The following is a 20,381-nucleotide window of genomic DNA, read 5'->3' on the forward strand; positions in this document are numbered from 1 at the left end:
TGTCCAATACGATTTCCGGTTATTTTTAATATACTATATGGAATCTCTTTAATAGAAGGGGGTGTATGGAATGAAACTCTATTTAGATCCCGGGCATGGCGGAACTGATCCAGGAGCTCAGGGGAATGGGTTGGATGAAAAGCATATCGTACTGGACATTGCTCGCAGAATTCGAAATATTTTAACCGATGAATATGAAAATGTGACGATTCGTATGAGTCGTACGGATGATCGAACAGTGAGTTTGAATCAGAGGACCAATGACGCTAATGAATGGGGCGCCGATTATTATCTGTCTATCCACTGTAATGCCTTTAATGGCTCTGCCAATGGCTATGAGGATTATATTCACAGTAGTTTATCCGACTCTTCCCAGACTGCTGAATATCAGGACATTATGCACGAGGAAATAACGAAGGTGAATCAATTAAGAGATCGGGGTCAGAAAAAAGCTAACTTTCATGTGCTGCGGGAAACGACGATGTCTGCACTGCTCACGGAAAATGGCTTTATTGACAATGAAGATGATGCAAATTTACTGCGTGATCCATCCTACCGTCAAACCGTTGCCCGCGGACATGTCAATGGGTTGGTGAGGGCCTTTAACCTGGAGCGGAAACAGGATCCAGGAGGTACCCTTTATAAAGTCATCGCTGGATCATTTCAATCAAGAGATAACGCAAGAAGCCGTGCGAATGTTTTACGGTCAAGAGGGATAGAAGCCTTTATTACTACAGTAACAATCTCTGGTACCCAATGGTATCGTGTTCAGGCCGGTTCTTTTTCTAACCGGCAAAATGCAGAAAGGCGTCTGCAGGAGGTGCGGAATGCCGGAGTTCCTGATGCATTTATTGTGACAGAAAATGTAGGCAGCGATAACGGGGACACCGATAACGGGGACAGTCCCCAGCCTGATCCCCAGCCAACAGGATATCGGATTACAGGGGTAACCTATCTTTCCCCTGAATTAATGAACCAATACGTTAGAGGCATAAACGGCAATGCCATTGAAATTGCAGGTTACTATTTAACGTTTGGAGAATATTATGGCATCCGTGGAGATATTGCTTTTGCCCAGGCGATGCATGAAACAGACTTTTTACGCTTTACCGGAATTGTGGAGCCGGAACAAAATAACTTCTGTGGTTTAGGTGCAACCGGACCAGACAACCCGGGAGCAAGCTTTGATACACCAAGAGAAGGGGTAATGGCTCATATTCAGCATCTGTATGCTTATGCGACGACGAAGCCATTACCTGAGGATTATCCTCTTGTCGATCCCCGCTTTGACTTGGTGACCCGGGGATCTGCATCAACCTGGACGGGATTAAATGGCAAATGGGCCGTTCCTGGAAATGGTTATGGCCAATCGATTCTGGACATCTATGAACGTATGATCAACTCGAGTATTGATAACCTGGAGGATGTACGTCAAAATGTCAGGGAAGCATAACCTTTAACCCGGGCCGTCACCATCCAGTTTTGTCCGACTTTAAAAATAGGTCAGTCATCCCTTAAAGTGGAATGGCTGACCTTTTTAATAACTGATTTAAGATAAAGGAGCTTCTTTACCATGATGGGCAAGCCCTGCAGCATTAATGAAGAAAATATAGACTGGATAAAGAATCAGCAATGCTAAAATCATGAAGCCGGTACCAGGGCCAGGTTCATCTCCTCCATAGGTAATAGGAAATATAGACGCAAAAAGAAATACATAGAGAACATGATAGGGGAACCATAGGATTACAGACCAGAAGCTCGATTTGCGTCCATTTACCCACTTTTTCGTTAGAATGAAAAGACCAATAGTACCCGAGATCAACGTCATCAAACTCATGACGCCAATGATGATCACCATTTGGTCAATATTTACCTTTGTCAGCCTGCTCAGACGATATAGATTGACCATCAGTTCAATTGGGACGAATAATAGGAAGGCATAAATCGCACTGATTGCGTTTAATTTTACGAAAAAGCTCATAGCAAATCCCCTATTTTGGCTTTTTTATATCATAACATGGGAGAATTATATTTTCCGAATCTGTTTATCAATCAGCATACGTTGGTATAATAATAGAAAAGGATTCAATCATTGAGAGGATGTGTAATAATGGCGGTTACTTATGAAAACTTTCGGGGAGATACTTATTATTTGCACAGCAGAAAAACGAAAAAAGGATAATAGATGATTTATTTTGCGCTGGATCCCATATACTCATTTACACTATAAAAATGCCTGAAACATTTATGTGTAAAAGCTAAATTATGGTAAAAAGAGAGAAGGTACTCTATCATAAATGTATGCTTACCACGGCAGATACATTTAGACTTGTATGTGGGAAATGGAAATGAATATAAACAGATAATCCAGCATAACGTTACTTTTTCTTATTTGGCAAAAATTCGATAACAAACCATGCAATTACAATTCCAACTACAGTTTCTAAAATGTTCCACTTCCATTCAATTGTGTTAGTAAAAATGTAATCAAATATACAAAGCAAAAAATACAAAACTAAAACTAAGATGATTCGTGTTTTATTATTCATAAAAATCCTCTTTCAGTATTTTATCCAATATTATACATTAAGTGAATATAAAATTAAATCAATATATGCACTCAGCAATCGACAGCTCGGTGATATATAAATTTCAATCATTATAGAGGAGCAGGAACCTGGATTGTTCCTGCTCCTCTTCACTTTAACGCTTTAAAGCGGTGAGGGACAGTCCCTCGATTGGTTATAGGTACTCCTCAAACCACTCCGCCATTTCATTTAGCCGGTCTATTCTTAACTTTGGCTTTCCGCTTCTGGACAGTTCGTGATCGGATTCCGGAAAACGGACAAATTTTACTGGCTTATGCTGGTGTTTCAAGGCAACATACATTTGCTCACCTTGTTCGATTGGGCAGCGGTGATCCTCTTCACCGTGAATAATGAGCAATGGTGTTTCCACCTCATTAACGTAACGGATAGGGGAGTGCTTCCACAGCTTGTCAGGTTCATCGAGCTTGTCCGTCTTCAATTCCCACTCCGTAAAGAAGTAGCCGATATCACTTACACCATAGAAGCTGAACCAGTTACTTATCGAACGCTGAGTGGCTGCGGCTTTGAACCGATGGGTGTGTCCTACAATCCAATTGGTCATAAAGCCGCCATAGCTGCCGCCGGTAACACCAAGGCGCTCATGATCAACCCAATTAAATTTTTCAACTACGTAATCCACCGCATCCATGATATCCTCATAATCTTTCCCACCGTAATCTCCTCTGACAGCATCCACAAATTCCTGACCATAGCCGTGACTGCCACGAGGATTCATGAAAAGTACCCCATAGCCTTTTTCCGCAAATACCTGAAATTCATGCATAAAGGAGTTAGAGTACATCATATGCGGTCCCCCATGAATCTCAACAATCAGCGGATATTTTTTGCCTTCCTCAAAATCTACAGGCTTCATCAGCCATCCCTGTAAGGAAAGGCCATCACGTGCTGTGAAATTAATTTCGTCAGGGAGGGAAACCTGCTTATCTAATAACCAATGTTGATTGGCTTCCGTTAAGCGAGTTTCCTTTCTGCTATCCAAAGAAACATGATAGAGGTCACACGGAATTTGCGGATCACTGACTCCAATCACCGCTTGTCTGCGATGTTGATCAAGTCCAAAAGCATAAATCTGACGTTTGCCGCCAGCCACAGTAGTTATGCGTTGGTCCAAACCAATGTGATAGAGGTGTGTATTTCCCCGTTCACTCGCAAGCACATATAGCCCATCATCATTCGCTGTCCATACCGCACCCGGACTTCCTGCACCTGTAGCCAAGTCATTAATAGCCACATCGTTGACTTCTGTATCCCAATCTCCGGTCAGACAGATAAGTTCCTTGGAGTGGAGATCAAGTGTCCAGACCCTGGTCAAAGTTGCTCCTTTATATTCCATATTGTGCCCCAGTATAGAAAGCTTTTTGCCATCATGAGAATAATTGGGGGCTGTATACATTCCTTCACTGTTCGTTAGTTTCGTTAAAATCTTGCTGTTAAGGTCAAGCTCATAAATATCGGAAATCATCGTGAAGTCAGGGTCTTCAGAACGATTGGCGGAAAAGGCAACCCGCTTTCCATCAGGGGAGAAGGCAGCATTGTTATGATGATAGCTTCCCTCTGTAAGCTGTGTTTTTTCACCGGTTTCCAAATCTATGAAAACGAGCTGTGAAAACTTTTCCTCAAGCAGCCCCTGGCCATTTGCTTTATATTTTAATCTTGTTGTGATGTAAGGCTCAGGTTCCTTTTCCTGTTCTTTGGACGCCTTTGCATCAGACTCTGTTTCCTCGATGGATTGATTCTCTTTTAGGCTTGTCGTACATAGAATGGAGCGGCCATCGGGTGACCATACTGGCTGACTGGCACCATTTTTGAAAAACGTAACCTGTTGGGCCTCACCACCATGAAAGGAAATTTTCCAAATCTGATTTGTACCGGACCGATTGGATGTAAACAGAATCGTCTTCCCATCCGGTGACCATCGTGGACTCGTATCCCTGTTGTCACCCTGTGTAAAGGGAATCAGCTCCCTGGTTTGTATGTTCATCACATACAAAGAAGATTGATAGTCTTTCTGTTTATGAATTGTACGCTTCACAAAAACCACCCAATTGCCATCAGGTGACACCTGAGGATCGGAAATAAAGGAAAATTTTAATAAATCGTTGACTGTAATTCCACTTTTACTCATTCATTTCCCACCTTTACGTATGTAATTGCCTGGTGAATTCAAAAAATTCATTCCCTTTCTGTTATACACTAGTTCTATAGTCACCACAACTATTTTTAATCATGTGAAATTAAAGAGTACTTTTTTAAATTATGAAACTTGAATCTATGTAAAACGTACTTTATTAAAAGGGTGGAAAATCTTACAATATTTAATAACACCACTGTACAGGGGGGCAAAAATTGAGGAATTGGTGGAAAGGCAGGAAGGAAGTTATGAGGAAAAGGAAGAAGAACCATGATCACCGTTTTCGGGACTATGTTTTTGATTTTCTCAGCTGGATTCCGGAGCTTATCGTCCTGCCCATTCGATTTATTATTTGGATTGTCAGGGGAATTGGAAAATTGATAGGTGACTTTTTTTAATCCTGGATTATAATGTTAAATACTAAAACGAGCGAATAAAACATACCGAAAAAGTAAGAAGCAGGGGCATAATACCAACATCTTTAATTCGTGAAACACTGTAGATAAATTGCTTTTTGAATTAAGAAAGTCATAAATGATATTGGGGTGATGTTTTGACATTGTTTATTCTTTTTACACTAATTTTATTTTTTGATGGAGCAGCTATCCATTTTCACAGGACTGGTAAGATCGCTTTATGGTTATCTGGAATAGTGATGGGCGTACTTTCCCCAATATTGGGATATTCTTTCGTTTTTGTGTTTTGGCAACTCAGTAAAACTTTCGACCCTTCCTCTACACACGAAGGTGCAGCGTATGCAGGTGTATTTATATTTTTGGGATTGTTAGCTAATGCTATTATTTTTTTCATTATCGGTTTAATTATAAAAATCATTAACCACTTTAAGTCTAATAAAATTAATGTCTAATTACCAAGATGATAAGATGTGCTGGTCAAAAATCATTCTCTTAGGAATTAGTATCATATTAACTTGTGAAGAATCGTGGCGTCGGATCCCGGGTTCATCTTGTGGGTTTTGAATATCTTATTGTGCTGATGGGAGTTGTGCTTTCCTTTGTCGGTTTTCAAAAGTGGAATAAAATGAGACAGAAATTGCATGATAAGTATATGTACATATGTTGGTTTCATGTTATAATATATATAGAATTGCATACGATAGAAATGCCGTCCCATGCTGGTAACATGGAACGGTCGTACAATAGACCAACCCCATCACGAGGGGGGAGGCACTATGAAGGGAATAACCTCTCACGGCCCTGCTAAAGCACATGAGGGGTTATTTTTTATTGTCGGACATGATGATGGCAATTAACGTGCCAAAAGCGATCATTAAGGTCATCGCATCGGTCATATCCATAGGCATCACCCCCTCCCTGGGAGACCCTCTTCAGGGCAAAAGGTGTGCCGTCCCCTCATGTGAAGCTTGTCTATTGTATTTTTTATTATAGCATAATCGAACATATGTTTCCATTTTGTTTAAGGAATTAGTCTTTTTCGACTAGATGTGAATAAATGAAAGGGAAAGGCCATCACCATGCAATGATATGTTATAGTGCCTATGGAACAGACAAAAAAAGGAAAGTGCGGGAGAAAAAAATGGAAGAAAAATCCAGATGGAAAGGCTTTGTTTTAGTTGTTTTAGGCGCTCTCTTTTGGGGAGTGGGCGGGACGGTTGCTCAGCGTTTGTTTCAGGAGGATCATATCCCTGTAGAATGGCTGGTATCCGTACGATTAGTTATAGCTGGACTAATCATGATTTTTATCGCACTGTTTACCAACAGTCGGGACCGAACGTTTCGGATTTGGACCCATAAAAAGGCAGCTATTCAATTGATTATTTTTGGCATTTTCGGGATGCTGGCCGTCCAATTTACATACATGGCTTCAATTAATGATGGGAATGCAGCGGTTGCCACTCTTTTGCAGTATCTAGCGCCGGTTTACATTATTATTTATCTGGTTATAACGAAGGCGAACAGGCTCAAAAAGAATGACCTTATCGCGGTTTGTCTGGCTATTATCGGTACCTTTTTATTGCTTACGAATGGATCATTTCAGGAGTTATCCGTGCCGTTATCCGCTGTTATATGGGGGTTTTTATCAGGAATTGCTCTGATGTTTTATACGCTTTATGCGAATCAGTTATTACAAAAATGGGGATCTCTGAATGTCATCGGATGGGCAATGATTGTTGGCGGAGCGGCACTTGGGCTGTTTTATCCACCCTGGAATATTGATATGAGCGGCTGGACCGTGGAGACAGTTTTCTTTCTTATATTTGTTATTTTGTTTGGCACGATGTTCTCATTCTGGTTTTATCTTGAAAGTTTAAAATATCTATACCCACAGGAAACGAGTTTACTAGGGAGTGTTGAACCACTGGCAGCGATAGTTACGTCTGTCGTGTGGCTGCATATCCCATTCGGAATCTATCAGGTTATGGGAACAGCCCTGATTCTGGTTATGGTAGTGGTCGTATCGATGCCGGAGAAAAAGCGGACAGTTCATGTCGTCCATTAATTTTCATACATAATGGTTTTACTTGATTAGGTTCATAGATTTATAAAGAAAACCACAGGAAAGAGTAGTTCAGTTGTGGAGTACATAACAACATGTATTTCAAAATGGACTACTTTTTTATGCTGTAGGAAATTATCGACCCATTTACATAATAAATACTTTAGGATTTGCTGTTAAAATTGGAATTATGTGTTAATGTAATGGTGAAACATGAAGGAGAAATATGCTTATTCAACTCTCCCGCTTAGAACCGTCAACAGGAAATAAATTATTATTCTTCTTCCACGAAACTGTACGTTAGATAAAGGATGAGGTGAAGTTATGAATTTTATTTACTCATTAGATCCGTTTGTTATGCAACTAATAATCATTCCTTTTATCGTTATTGGTTTAGGGGTTTTGCTGGCTGCTGTCACAAAGAAAATCTTTATCGGTCCTTTAGCAACACTAATTCTTAACTTACTGTATGAAGTCTGCTATTCAATGTATTTTTACCCGGACTCGGAACTGATCTTCAGTTCCTGGAATATTATTTTCCCTCTTTTATCCTTAGTCTTTTCGGCAATTTTTGTATGGGTTAGAAAGTCAAATACGGAAATAGAGATTGAGGATTAAGTGACATGTTACTTTTGAAATGAACAAGCAGGAGAGCTCAATAACGAGGGAGAGGCGTGTTGAAAATAAGAAAAGCCTCAAGAATTATTAGGAATACTTGCGGGGATCGCCAGTTGTATTCTATGGTTTGTACTTAAACCGACTGAATATGAGCAATGATAAACACATTTTTTTCACTAGCACTTCCAGCAATTGTTGCAATTATAGCTTCTAACGCCATATAATTTCTTAATGTTGATAGCATTTCTATGGTCACTGCTAATTAGCTTATATATGGTGCTTACACCAGGCTGTTTTGCTCTTTTTGGTATTACTTGTGTTTGTTATTTAATAAGTTTTTATTTTATTATTATTAGACAGGAAAAGAGACAAACAGGATAAACTTATATCAAACTAAAGCAGCTAATAGAATATATGATTCCAATAGCTGTTTAAGTTAACGAGGGGGAGAAAGGCTTGCTTACATACAAAATTGATGAAGAAGTTTCTTTAAGATTATTTAAGGAAGATGATGCAGAAGAATTTTACAATTTAACCATTGAATCAAAACCATATTTAAAACAATGGCTTGGTTGGCTTGATTATATAAAGAGTGTTGAAGATTCTGCCAATAACATAAAGGCAAGACTTAAAGGGTTTGTAGAAAATGGTGGTTATCCCAAGTCGTTTGCTATCATTTATAGAGGTGAAATCGCTGGTACGATTGGATTTAATGAATTAAATAAAGCTAACCGAATTGGTGTTATTGGTTACTGGTTAGGTGAAAGATTTCAATGTAAAGGTATAATGTCAAAGGCGTTTAAAACTGTGATAGATTATGGTTTTAAGGAACTTGAGTTAAATCGAATTGAAGTTAGTGTCGCAGTTGAAAACCAAAAAAGCAAGGCATTACCTGAACGATTTGGTTTTACAAGAGAAGGTAAAATTAGACAAGCGGAATGGCTTTATGACCATTATGTTGACCATAATATTTACGGACTTTTATCTGAAGAATGGAAGTAAAAATTCTAACTTTTGGTGGTAACCCCCAAAAGTTAGAATTTTTGTTTACTGTTTATACTGATAAATATGTTTCGAAATGTATGCTAATCTATATGCTATTTCTATTGTTAGTAGAAATATTTCTCAAACGAATGTTATTAAAATATGGGGTTAAATTCTATTATAAGGCTATGGGTTTACCCATTGTCCTACACAGTCAATTCAATAAGATTTCCCTCTGAATCCTCAATGACACTTTCATAATACCCATCTCAGTTACCGCTTTTGTTCTTTAATTAAACATTGTCTCCACGATTTTGCTGATGTGAATTTCGGTTGTATTGAACAGTAGAATGTCAAGATCGTCATCCTTTAGTATCATGGGAAGCTCTGTACAGCCGAGAATGATTCCTTCAACGTTTTTCTCATCGATCATTCTGTTTATGATATCGATATAGTCTGCCTTTGTCTGTTCATTGACAATTCCGTTTTCCAATTCCTTTACAATTTTCTCATGGATATAGCTCTGTTCGGATGCTGTTGGAACGACAATGGTTTTGTCATTCTCTGAAAAGGGGGTCTTAAAAAAGTCATGCTCCATTGTAAATTTCGTTCCCAGCAGACCTATCCTCTGCAGGCCTTTTTCCTGAACCGCCTGATACGTTTCCTCAACAATGCTTATCATCGGAATCTGTACTCTTTCTTGTACCTGGTCAAATACAATATGAGGTGTGTTGGCAGAGATTGCCGCATAGTCCGCACCGATTTGTTCCAGCTTTTTAACTGCATCTGTGAGGTAGTCTGTGAGTCCATTGATTTGGTTGGAGTCAATCAACTCGAATACTTTGTACATATTAATACTGTTAATCAGAAATTCAGGCAAATCCTCCTTAGTTCCAACCCTTTCCTGATACTTCGAAATAATCTTCTGATAGTACTCTACGGTAGATTCAGGTCCTAATCCGCCAATTAATCCGAGTTTTTTCATTTGTTTTTCCTCCTTAATCTTATTTTAACATATTGGAATAGTCAGACTTTGATTTTGACCGGGAAAGGCTGTATGGTTAAACCAAAGTTTCTGCAGGGAAAGGAGTACCTTTATGAAAATTATTGTCACGGGAGACACTCATATTTCCGGAAAAAATAAACCGCTCCCTCATCGATTGCTTACTGCCTGTGAAGAAGCAGATCTGATTATCCATACTGGAGATTGGAAGTCCCCTGAGATTTATCAGACGTTAAGGGAATACGCGGAGGTTAAAGGAGTTTACGGGAATGTCGATGGGGAGGAAATTACGGATCAATTTCCTATCAAGGACAGGTTAGATGTAAAGGGCTATAAAATCGGTATTGTTCACGGTCATGGAGAGAAAAAGACAACGGAAAAGCGGGCCATTGAAGCTTTTCAGGAAGATATGCCGGATATTTTAATTTTTGGCCACTCGCACATTCCGCTCATCCGGTATTTTAAAAAGACATTGCTGATGAACCCGGGGTCACCTACCGATAAACGAAAACTGCCTTTTTATTCATTCGGAGTTTTGGAGATTGGGGAAGAACTGCGGACAGAGATTGTTTATTTTAAATAGACGGCCTGTGTGAGACCGCAAAAAGAATTTCATAGATGAAATAGTGAAGAGGGGTATGGAGGACGGTCTATTGTTCTCATGCTGGTTTATCGCTATAATAGATTCAGGTTTATTTTAATTTTCTGAACATAATGGAGGCGAGTTAATGATTGAATTTCCAAAACCAGATATTGAACAATACTTAAGATCCTCTGCGATCACTCATTTTGCGGTAAGTCCGGATGAATCATCGCTGGTATTTAACACGAATCTAAGTGGTGAAATGAATCTATGGAAGTTGGATTTGCCGAATCAATTTCCCTATCAGGTATCCTTCCACAATGAAAATAGCCAATTTGTTGCTTATGACCCGGAAAATCGCTATTTGCTTACGGGAATTGACCATGATGGGGATGAAAACTTCCAGATTTATGCTTTACCGATAAATGGTGGTGTTCCACAGCCTGTTGTGACAGGTGAAAGTGATGAAAAGTTCTATTTTAGCCATTTATCAGAGGATGGAGAGCATCTTTACTATACAACGAATAAGGGGAATCCTAATTATTTAAATCTTCGCAGACGCAATCTGAATACGAAAGAGGATGTACAGCTTTTTAATGGGGAGGAGGCTCCTGTTGAACTGGAGGCGGTAAGCCCTGATGAGGAAACCTTTGTCTATCTTCAGGCTTATGCGAATACCTATCAAATACTTTATTTACATACAAACGAGGAAAGCATGCCTCTGACACCTGATCCAAAAATAGTCCATGTGGCATCAGGCCCGGTTTTTACAGATAACGAAACCATTTATTTCGTTACAAACTATCAATCTGAATTTTCCTATTTGGCTGCTTTTGATTTAAAAGCGAAAACCTTTAAAGAGGTACTCAAATTTGATGAACGGGAAATCAGTGACCTTATTTATCACAAAGCGTCCAAAACCCTTTATCTTGTGACGGAGCATGGAGTTGCAGATGAGCTTTATGCCTATGATATAGAGGCAGGTGAAGTCGAGGAGATTGATATTCCGATTGATACCATTGATCAGCTGAAAGCAGCGAAAAGCGGAAATCTTTATCTGTTGGGAAACAGTGCTGTGGAACCGTCTAATATTTATAAAAGAGATGCTGGCGGTGACTGGACACCGTTAACGAATAATCGGGTTATGGGTATGAGTTCTGACGACTTGGTGGATCCGGAAATTGTCACCTATAAATCCTACGATGATACGCCGATTGAATCATTGTTATTTAAGGCAAAACCAGAAGTGGCCAATGGGTATACGGTATTCTGGCCCCATGGAGGTCCGCAATCTTCAGAAAGGAAGTCGTATCGTTCCTACTTCCAGTTTCTCGCGGGAATCGGTTATAACGTCTTTGCACCTAATTTTCGCGGAAGTACCGGTTATGGAGCAGAGTTTGTAAAGCTGGTTGAACAGGATTGGGGGCATGGACCGCGTCTGGATTGTGTGGAAGGTATTGAGTGGCTGTTAAAAAATGGCTATACAGACCAGGAGCATCTTTTCCTGTTAGGAGGAAGCTATGGAGGGTATATGTCTCTGTTACTGGCCGGCCGCCATCCTGAGTATTTCCGTGCAGTTGTTGATGTCTGTGGTCCCAGTGATTTGTTCAGCTTCTACAATTCTGTACCAGAAGACTGGAAGCCGATTATGAAGCTGTGGCTGGGTGATCCGGAAAAGGATAAAGATCGGTTTATTAAGGATTCTCCCATTACTTATTTAGACCAGATGACAAAGCCGATGTTCATTATCCAGGGGGCCAATGATCCGAGGGTCGTGAAAAAAGAGTCCGATCAAATGGTAGAAGCGTTGAGAGACAAAGGTGTGGAAGTAGAGTACTTCGTGATGGAAAACGAAGGACACGGCTTTTCCAAAAAAGAAAACGAAATCAAAGCCTTTCGTAAAATCGCCGAATTCTTTGACAAATATCAATAAGGATTTTTCGGGTGGTGCCTGTCACCACCCGAAAAATCTTGTTTCACAAATTGTTTCACAAACTAATGTCCATCGTTTTTCCTCGTTCATTTGTCGGTGGATTTTGAGTCTTTCAGCTTAATTGCTTCCTCAAATCCTCTCCTGTTTTAGTTCATAGGATAGATTTTTTCAATGGAAAACGATAATACCTGGGAAGATGTTAGGGATTATGTATCATTTTATTTTATAAATATAGCGAATGTGCTAGTTTTCCTAATAGATTAATCCAGGCGGTAAATCCTGGAAACCCCTCCTTCCGTTAGCCTTTTGACAATTTTCTCATCCCTTAAAGACCTGAAGGTGTAGTACTTTTGTAGATGGCTGAAGGGTCTCCGGAAAGGTACAAAACTACTAATTTTTTACAAAAGCATTTCTGCAGTCAAAATATGACAAAATTTCATGCAGATTTTTACTATACTAGAATTAACTTCATAGACTTTTCACAATAACTCGCCTGCAGCTCTAGAGCCTACATGTTTAAAAATTCGTAGGGAAGGAGGGATGAACAGGGAGTTTTTTTGTTTTTCATCAGGAATAGTCAGGATATTAAAAAAAGGAGGAGATTTTTTGCTGAAAAAGAAACGTCGGCGAACAAGGACTTTTAGTATGGTCGCCTCTGCATTGATGGTATTTTCACTCGTCGCACCGAGTATGACCTATGCTGAGAGTGCAGCAAAGAACAACAAAATTCATGAATCAGCGAAGAATACCCAGCAGGTGGCGGAAGCAAAAGTCAGTGATCGGCTGCACAAGCAGTTTAGTGATCAAAAGCAAGTGACGTATCTGGTTAAGTTTAAGGAAAAGACGGATACGAAACAGGTTGCCCAGGATGCAAGGAAGAAGGCACAATCGAACAATCTATCAGCAACGAAAGCAGAATTCACTCAGCGCTCTGCCGTGATTTCTGCACTAAAAGCAACAGCCCAGCAATCTCAGCAGAATGTAAAAGCTTATCTTCAAAAAGAATTGGAAAAGGGCAGTGCAAAGGAAGTCCATTCTTATCATATTGTTAATGGAATGGCTGTTACGTCCACTAAAGAGGTTGCGGAAAAGATTGCTTCGTTTGAAGAGGTTGAAAAGCTTCTGCCAAATGAAACCCGTCAATTGCTGACACCTGTGGATACGAAGGTGAAAAACAATCCTGAATCTGAATTGACCAATGTAGAATGGAATGTTGAACGCGTTGGTGCACCAGAAGTTTGGGAAGATGGAATTGATGGTACTGGATCCGTTGTAGCCAACATTGATACAGGGGTTCAATGGGATCACCCGGCCCTTCAGAATAACTATCGTGGCTATGATGCGGATACCGGTGAAGCAAGTCATGATTACAACTGGTTTGATGCGACAGCAGGAGAAAGTGAGCCTTATGATGATCAGGGCCACGGAACTCACGTAATGGGTACGATGGTTGGAAATGAACCGGATGGATCCAATCAGGTTGGTGTTGCACCTGGGGCTAAGTTTATTGCTGTTAAGGCATTTACGGCTGCTGGTGGAACAGACGCGGATTTATTAGAAGCAGCAGAATGGATTATGGCTCCAACAGATTCTGAAGGAAATGCACGTGCCGACCTTGCTCCAGATGTTGTCAATAACTCCTGGGGTGGCGGACCTGGTTTGGATGAATGGTATCGTGATGTCGTGACGAACTGGAGAGCTGCTGGTATTTTCCCTACCTTTTCAGCAGGGAATACGAGCTTAACGAATCCAGGTGGTCCAGGGTCTGTTGCTACACCAGCAAATTATCCTGAATCTTTTGCGGTAGGTGCTACAGACAGCAGTGACAATCTTGCAGGATTTTCTCTGCGCGGACCTTCACCATATGACGAAATTAAGCCTGAAATTTCAGCACCTGGGGTAAACATTCGCTCTTCTGTTCCAGGCGATGGCTATGATGGCACCTATAGTGGTACGTCCATGGCTTCCCCTGCTGTATCAGGCGCTGTAGCGTTGCTTCGTCAAGTGGATAGCAGTATTACCGTAGATGAATTGGAAGAAGTGCTGATCAATTCAGCTATTCCAATGACCGATGATGAATATTCAGAGTCTCCGAATAATGGATATGGACACGGTTTGTTAAATGCATATGACGCTGTTGCTCTTCTGGACAACGGTCTTGGAACAATCAAAGGTACGGTTACCAAACATGGGGAAGATAACGTTGCACCAACCATAGAACATACAGCTCCAGAAGAAACGTATGAAGGAATGGATCTTCCTTTGAATATTCATGTGGAAGATGATATTAGTATCGCTTCTGTTTTACTTGAATATCAAAATGCCAATGGTGAATGGGTATCTGTTGAAGCAGGCCGTACATCCGGAGATTACAAGTCTGCAGATTACACAGCTGCCATTCCAGGTGACCAAATTAATGGTGATTCACTCACTTATAAATGGACGGTTGAAGACTTTGGAGAAAACACTACGGAAAGTGACACGTATACCGTAGACGTTCTTCCTGGTATTTCCCTTGGTTATTCCGAGGATTTTGAAGGCACTCAGCCAGCAGGATGGTCTGTATTTGGTGAAAACAGCTCCTGGGAGTGGGGCACACCTGAATCAGGACCAGGAAATGCTGCGTCTGGTGAAAATGTATATGCGACGAACCTTGCAGGTGATTACGATAGTGACATGAATGCAACACTTATGATGCCACCGATTGATTTACCAGAAGGAGAGGCTTACCTTCAATTTAATCAGTGGCACGATTTAGAGCAGTATTCATCAGGAACGGCCTATGACTTTGGCCATGTCTTTATTTCTACCGATCAGGAAGAGTGGACGCAAATCCTGCAAGTTACAGGTACCACCAGTGATTGGGAAGAAGCAGAAGTAGATCTTTCTGAGTACAGTGGTCAAAGAGTCTATATCGGCTTTAACGTTACAACTGACGGTAGTGTTACCCGTGAAGGCTGGTATATTGATGACGTGGCATTGTCTGATACGTCTAATGGAAATCAGGCATCGCTTCATAAGAAGAAAGGAAACAACGGAAAAACAAAAGGTAAGAATAAAGGGAGAAAGAATGGAAATGCATTCGGGTTTATGAATGGCTTAGGTGTCATGAAGTCGAGCCCTAGTGCAGGTCTAAAAGAAAAGGTAAACCCAGCTGATATTCAGCCGAATTTACCTAAAGAAGATCCTCCTGCCCAAGAGGACTATGTTAATCCTAACTTATTGCCTATGCAGGCGCAAGTGAGCGTACTTGAAAGCGGCCGTTCAGTGACAACTGATCCGGCTACAGGAGAGTATTCGATAAGCCATGCTGCCGGAGAATTTACATTAAAAGCAGAGTCCTATGGCTATGAATCACAGGAGCAAAGTGTAACGCTTGAAGCTGATAGTGAAGCTGTAGCAGATTTTACACTTGAAGAAGTTGATCAGTTTACTGCAACAGGAAAAGTTACCGATCAGGCTACAGGTGAGCCGGTTGAAGGTGCGACCGTTCTTTTAGCTGAGGATGCAAACGTTGCACCCGTTGCAACAGACGAAAATGGGGAGTTCTCCATTACTGGTTATGAAGGCTCCTATACCTTAAAAATCATGGCCCCTGATTATTACAGTAAGGATGTTAGCATTGATCTGACAGAAGATGTTCAGGTAAATGCTGAGCTTGAGCCACTGTACACCTATCCTGGCGGGGAGATTGGCTATGATGACGGCACTGCCGAAAATGCAAGAGCTTTTTATGATGCCGGGAATGCCTGGGCTGTAAAAATGTCTCTTCCAGAGGGCAAGGATCAGGGTGTTGTCACAGACGGTGTGTTCCGTTTCTGGAATGAGGAATGGCCACAGCCGGGTGGAACGGAATTTGCTGTTGAAATCTGGGATGCCAATGGTGAAGAAGGTTTACCTGGTGAAAAGATTGCCGGTCCGATTGAAGCAGAGGCGCTTCGTAATGGTGAATGGACAGTTGTGGATTTAAGAGAGCACAATATTTTTGTAGATGGGGATTTCTACATGGTCTATGTACAAACCCATCCAAACCCTGACACTCCAGGACTGGCTACGGACGAAAGCAGCGAGCATGCCGGACGAAGCTTTCAGCGAGTGGCTGGGGAATGGTCACCATCTCCAACGTCAGAAGGAAACTATATGATCCGTGCCCGTGTAAGCTATGAGGTTGAAGATCCTCAAATTACCTCACCGGAAGCTGGACTCATTACCAGTGATGAAGAGGTAACGGTAACTGGTACAGCTTCACCAACGACAGAAGTTGAACTGACGAATAATGGAGAAGCTGCAGGAACTATTGAAGTAGGAGAATCCGGTGAATTTGACATTCCTGTTGAACTTACCGAGGGTGAAAATGTATTAAAAGCAGTATCCAAACTTGATGGAGCTGTGACTGGTGAGTCTGAAGAAGTTTCCGTCACATTGGATACGACAAGCCCTGAGCTTACCATTGACAGTCCTGAGGATGAGTCGAAATCCAATCGTGAAACAGTAACGGTTGAAGGTACAGTCAATGATGCGAATCTTGATTGGGTAAAAGTCAATGGAAGTGAAGCTAATATTTCAGATGACGGCACGTACTCCAAGCGAGTTTTACTCGATAATGGGGAAAATGAAATTGAAGTGGTTGCTCAGGATTTAGCAGGAAATCAAACGACTGAAACGATTACGCTTGATGTTGACTTTACAGCTCCTGAAATCAGTAATCTTCTGCCTGAGGAAGACCATGAACTGAAAGCTGGAGAAAGCGTGCGTATCGAATTTGACAGTGAGACTGATTTGGATGCAACGTTTGTCATCCATATGCCACTCACCAATGCACGTAATCAAGTATCCAACGCAACTGAGCTTCCTATGATGGAAATGTCTGATGGCCACTATGTTGGCTACTGGACCGCCACAAGCAATCTTAAAGCAGAAGGTGCAGTCATCGAAGTAAAAGCAGTAGATGACCACGGAAACGAAACAAGAAAGAAAGCAGACGGGAAGCTTTATATTAATTAAGGTGGTGCCGCCGCGGGTAGTGCCTGTCACCACCCGAATAATCTTGTTTCACAGATTGTTTCACAGAACCCCTGACATCTCACGCACGGTGTCGGGGGTTTTTCTATATTCATTCGCTGATAAAAGTACACTATAATTTACAATTTGTGGAATGTTGGGCAAACCTCTTGATTATCAGCACAATTCGTCGATAATTATAAAGAGTGAAAATGATATAAAGCAGAAAACCGATAAGGGCAAACTTATTGAAAAATAAGGACGCAAAACTAAGGGCCTAAAGCTTACGAGCTATGGCAGCCTGGTTGCCGAAGAACTGGTCATAACAGACGAGCCTTTTTCTTTGGCTGGTCTTTTTTCATGTTATCTACCTTTTTGTCCTTATTGGATGCTGATCTTGTTACGAACAAAAGTCATTAAGCAGCAATCTATGAGTAAGGAAGAGGCGCAAATGAGTGTAATTTTACTAGCAGACGATTCAGCTTTTATGAGAAATTGGCTGAAACAAATTATTCAGCAGCACGGGTCTCATGAGTTTGTAGAAGCCAAGGATGGACAGGAAGCTGTTACAGTTTTTCAGGCTGTCCGTCCTGATATGGTCATTATGGACATGGTTATGCCCGTGAAAAATGGACTTGAAACTCTGTCTGAGATCATGAGTTTTGATTCAACAGCCAAAGTCATTATATGTTCATCGCTTGGGACACAATCAAATGTCATGGATGCCATCCAGTCAGGAGCAAAGGATTTCATTGTAAAGCCTTATTTTAAAAATTTGGGAGAAATTATAGACAAACATCTCGGAACAGCCACCACTTCAACTGAATAAAATTCCAGAATCGCTGGCTGCTTTGATATTTCATACCCATGTTTGCTATAATATAAAATTGGCTCGCCTGATAATCAGGAGAGAGCGGGCAGGGAGAGGGCTATTTAAATTAGACAGGTCGATAAAATGAATAAATGGATGAACAACTTTTTTCAGCTCGACAAGTATGAAACTACACTGAAGAGAGAAGTTATGGCAGGTTTGATTGGTTACTTTGCGATTGTTTATATCATTGCTGTAAACTCTCTCATACTTTCAGAGGCCGGAATACCACTGGAAGCAGCAATTCTGGCGACGATTTTCATTTCCTTTGCGGGCTGTTTTCTTATGGGATTCTGGGCCAATATGCCAATTCTTCTCGTTCCAGGTATGGGAGTAAATGCTTTATTTTCCTATACTATGGTTCAATCGATGGGGCTTTCCTGGCCTGAAGCTTTAGCTGTTGTACTGGTTTCAGGGTTAATATTTGTATTCATTGCATTTTCCAGTTTTGCGAAAACGTTGAGTGAATCGATTCCCCAATCCCTGAAGGAAGCCATTACAGTTGGTCTTGGACTCTTTTTAATGCTCATTGGACTAGAAAAGGGTGGGATTGTAGAAAAGGGTACAAATTCGATTGTGGCACTTGGGGATTTAGGTAATCCAGCTGTGCTTGCGACCGTACTGACTTTTTTGATTGCCATCATTTTGTTCATAAGGAATGTACCCGGCAACTTTCTTATAACTGTTGTAGTAGGAACCTTTATCGCATGGGCATTTGGTTTACTGGATGCACAGAGTAATAACACCAGTCAGCTATCCATTCGTGAATACATGAATGTTTTCGGTTCGATGTCTTTTGACCGTTTATTCTCCATAACCTTCTGGATAGCGGTGTTTTCCTTAACGATGGTATTGGTTTTTGAAAACGTAGGATTAGTACACGGACATGCGAATTTTATTAATCGCCCGGATGGATTTTCAAGGGCATTTCAGGCAACATCCGTTTCGGCTATGTTATCTGGCTTGTTCGGAACCAGTCCTACTGTTGCAACAGTTGAAAGTTCAGCAAGCATGGCAGCAGGTGGCCGAACAGGAATTACGGCGATTACGACCGGCTTTCTGTTTTTGCTGTCCATCTTTTTTATTCCGGTCATTAAGCTGATTCCAAGCAGTGCCATTGCCCCCATTTTAATTATTATTGGCGGATTAATGCTCCAGAATATTCGAAACCTGAATCTCAAGGATATGAGTGAAAGTTTTCCAGCCTTCCTGATTATTGCCCTGATTCCATTCACGTATAGTATTGCGGATGGGATGGCAGCCGGATTTATTTTATATCCAATCTTAAAAGTCGGGATAGGCCGGGCACGAGAGGTTTCGTTTACACTGTATATTATTGCGTCACTGTTTTTAGTGAACTTTGTGGTTCATGTGATTGGCTGAACGTGGATTATTAATTAATTGATTAAGGGGTACAATCCATTATTGCGATTGTACTCTTTTTTGTGTATTCATGGGAAATTCCTGGACAGTAGAAGCTTACTATGCTTACCCAATCATCATCTTATTTTGTTATAATCAATCATCTATTAATTCCTCCATATATGTTAAAATTTTTATAAAGGAGGGTAGGATATGTTCAATATTTTTAGTATTATCCTTATCATTGCCGGAGTTATACTGTTAACTTTTTTTCTAAGTATTATGATTAAAAATAAAAAGATTTTGGTGGTTGTTGAAGCATTGATTATCTTTGGACTGATATTCAGTGTTTATCAAATGCAGTATACTAGTTTTAAAGCTCTCTATTCAGAAGAAATATTTACTGATAGCACCGTAGTAGAGGAAGTCCGAATTACCTTATATAAACCACCCAAAGAGCGCGGTTTATCTGAAATTGACAGGCAAATTACAATCAAAGATTCACAAGTTATAGAGGATATATTGAATGATTTTTCAGGAGTGGAACTAAAGAAAGATCGTGATTCTGCGGGATTATTTAAAGAGTTTGGAATAAGACTCCTTATAACAAGGGAAGCGAAGGAGGATTACTATCTCTCTGATTACCATGGTTTTCGTGTGAATGAAAATTACCTGGGTACTTATGAAATTATTAACGAAACGAACCATTTGAAAACCATTTTATCTATAATGGAAAACACAAAGTAGATCAATTTATAGTGGAATCGATTTTCTTCCTTTATGTTGGATATAAGAAAATATGCTCAAA

General features: G+C 40.6%; 15 protein-coding genes and 1 riboswitch. Of the genes, 12 read left to right on the forward strand and 3 right to left on the reverse strand.

All coding sequences use genetic code 11. The features are described 5' to 3' along the window. Positions 1 to 70 precede the first annotated feature (70 nt). Positions 71 to 1,453 (forward strand): N-acetylmuramoyl-L-alanine amidase, encoded by a 1,383-nt coding sequence (locus ACZ5OK_RS05915; protein WP_343840101.1) that lies wholly within the window; start codon positions 71 to 73, stop codon positions 1,451 to 1,453. 96 nt (positions 1,454 to 1,549) lie between these two features. Here ACZ5OK_RS05915 and ACZ5OK_RS05920 read toward each other — a convergent pair whose 3' ends face one another. Further along, positions 1,550 to 1,981, reverse strand: a complete 432-nt coding sequence (locus ACZ5OK_RS05920; RefSeq protein ID WP_343840102.1) for a hypothetical protein — start codon at positions 1,979 to 1,981, stop codon at positions 1,550 to 1,552. Between the two features lie 761 nt (positions 1,982 to 2,742). Continuing rightward, positions 2,743 to 4,734, reverse strand: coding sequence for a S9 family peptidase (locus ACZ5OK_RS05925; RefSeq protein WP_343840103.1), 1,992 nt, complete (start codon positions 4,732 to 4,734; stop codon positions 2,743 to 2,745). A gap of 221 nt (positions 4,735 to 4,955) precedes the next feature. Here ACZ5OK_RS05925 and ACZ5OK_RS05930 point away from each other — a divergent pair, with 221 nt between their 5' ends. The 5 genes from ACZ5OK_RS05930 (at position 4,956) to ACZ5OK_RS05950 (ending at position 8,838) form a co-directional block, all read left to right on the forward strand. Next, a complete protein-coding gene (locus tag ACZ5OK_RS05930) occupies positions 4,956 to 5,138 on the forward strand; it encodes a hypothetical protein (RefSeq protein ID WP_343840105.1) in 183 nt (60 codons plus the stop codon). Between the two features lie 161 nt (positions 5,139 to 5,299). Then, the gene (locus ACZ5OK_RS05935; protein WP_464758578.1) at positions 5,300 to 5,608 is read left to right on the forward strand and encodes a hypothetical protein; all 309 of its coding nucleotides are present in this window, start codon (positions 5,300 to 5,302) and stop codon (positions 5,606 to 5,608) included. 689 nt (positions 5,609 to 6,297) lie between these two features. Further along, the gene (locus ACZ5OK_RS05940; protein WP_343840109.1) at positions 6,298 to 7,221 is read left to right on the forward strand and encodes a DMT family transporter; all 924 of its coding nucleotides are present in this window, start codon (positions 6,298 to 6,300) and stop codon (positions 7,219 to 7,221) included. 321 nt (positions 7,222 to 7,542) lie between these two features. Next, positions 7,543 to 7,836 carry a hypothetical protein gene (locus ACZ5OK_RS05945; RefSeq protein WP_343840111.1) on the forward strand — a complete coding sequence of 98 codons (294 nt, stop codon included), beginning with the start codon at positions 7,543 to 7,545 and terminating at the stop codon, positions 7,834 to 7,836. A 456-nt stretch (positions 7,837 to 8,292) separates the two neighbouring features. Next, positions 8,293 to 8,838, forward strand: a complete 546-nt coding sequence (locus ACZ5OK_RS05950; protein WP_343840113.1) for a GNAT family N-acetyltransferase — start codon at positions 8,293 to 8,295, stop codon at positions 8,836 to 8,838. A gap of 271 nt (positions 8,839 to 9,109) precedes the next feature. Here the strand turns inward: ACZ5OK_RS05950 and ACZ5OK_RS05955 are convergent, their stop codons facing one another. Continuing rightward, the gene (locus ACZ5OK_RS05955; protein WP_343840115.1) at positions 9,110 to 9,805 is read right to left on the reverse strand and encodes an aspartate/glutamate racemase family protein; all 696 of its coding nucleotides are present in this window, start codon (positions 9,803 to 9,805) and stop codon (positions 9,110 to 9,112) included. A 112-nt stretch (positions 9,806 to 9,917) separates the two neighbouring features. On the opposite strand from ACZ5OK_RS05955, the gene ACZ5OK_RS05960 reads away from it, so the two are divergent. The 6 genes from ACZ5OK_RS05960 (at position 9,918) to ACZ5OK_RS05985 (ending at position 20,320) form a co-directional block, all read left to right on the forward strand. Continuing rightward, positions 9,918 to 10,406 (forward strand): metallophosphoesterase family protein, encoded by a 489-nt coding sequence (locus ACZ5OK_RS05960; RefSeq protein ID WP_343840117.1) that lies wholly within the window; start codon positions 9,918 to 9,920, stop codon positions 10,404 to 10,406. A 145-nt stretch (positions 10,407 to 10,551) separates the two neighbouring features. Then, the gene (locus tag ACZ5OK_RS05965) at positions 10,552 to 12,339 is read left to right on the forward strand and encodes a S9 family peptidase (RefSeq protein ID WP_343840119.1); all 1,788 of its coding nucleotides are present in this window, start codon (positions 10,552 to 10,554) and stop codon (positions 12,337 to 12,339) included. Between the two features lie 609 nt (positions 12,340 to 12,948). Then, on the forward strand, positions 12,949 to 17,343 hold the full coding sequence (locus ACZ5OK_RS05970; protein WP_425542212.1) for a S8 family serine peptidase: 4,395 nt from the start codon (positions 12,949 to 12,951) through the stop codon (positions 17,341 to 17,343). A 225-nt stretch (positions 17,344 to 17,568) separates the two neighbouring features. Beyond that, positions 17,569 to 17,653: riboswitch (cyclic di-GMP riboswitch) on the forward strand. A gap of 84 nt (positions 17,654 to 17,737) precedes the next feature. Then, positions 17,738 to 18,169, forward strand: a complete 432-nt coding sequence (locus ACZ5OK_RS05975; protein WP_343840121.1) for a response regulator — start codon at positions 17,738 to 17,740, stop codon at positions 18,167 to 18,169. A gap of 126 nt (positions 18,170 to 18,295) precedes the next feature. Continuing rightward, on the forward strand, positions 18,296 to 19,594 hold the full coding sequence (locus tag ACZ5OK_RS05980; protein ID WP_343840123.1) for an NCS2 family permease: 1,299 nt from the start codon (positions 18,296 to 18,298) through the stop codon (positions 19,592 to 19,594). A gap of 192 nt (positions 19,595 to 19,786) precedes the next feature. Further along, complete coding sequence (locus ACZ5OK_RS05985; protein WP_343840125.1) at positions 19,787 to 20,320, forward strand: hypothetical protein; 534 nt, start codon at positions 19,787 to 19,789, stop codon at positions 20,318 to 20,320. Positions 20,321 to 20,381: the final 61 nt, after the last annotated feature.

This window comes from Salinibacillus aidingensis (assembly GCF_055393355.1).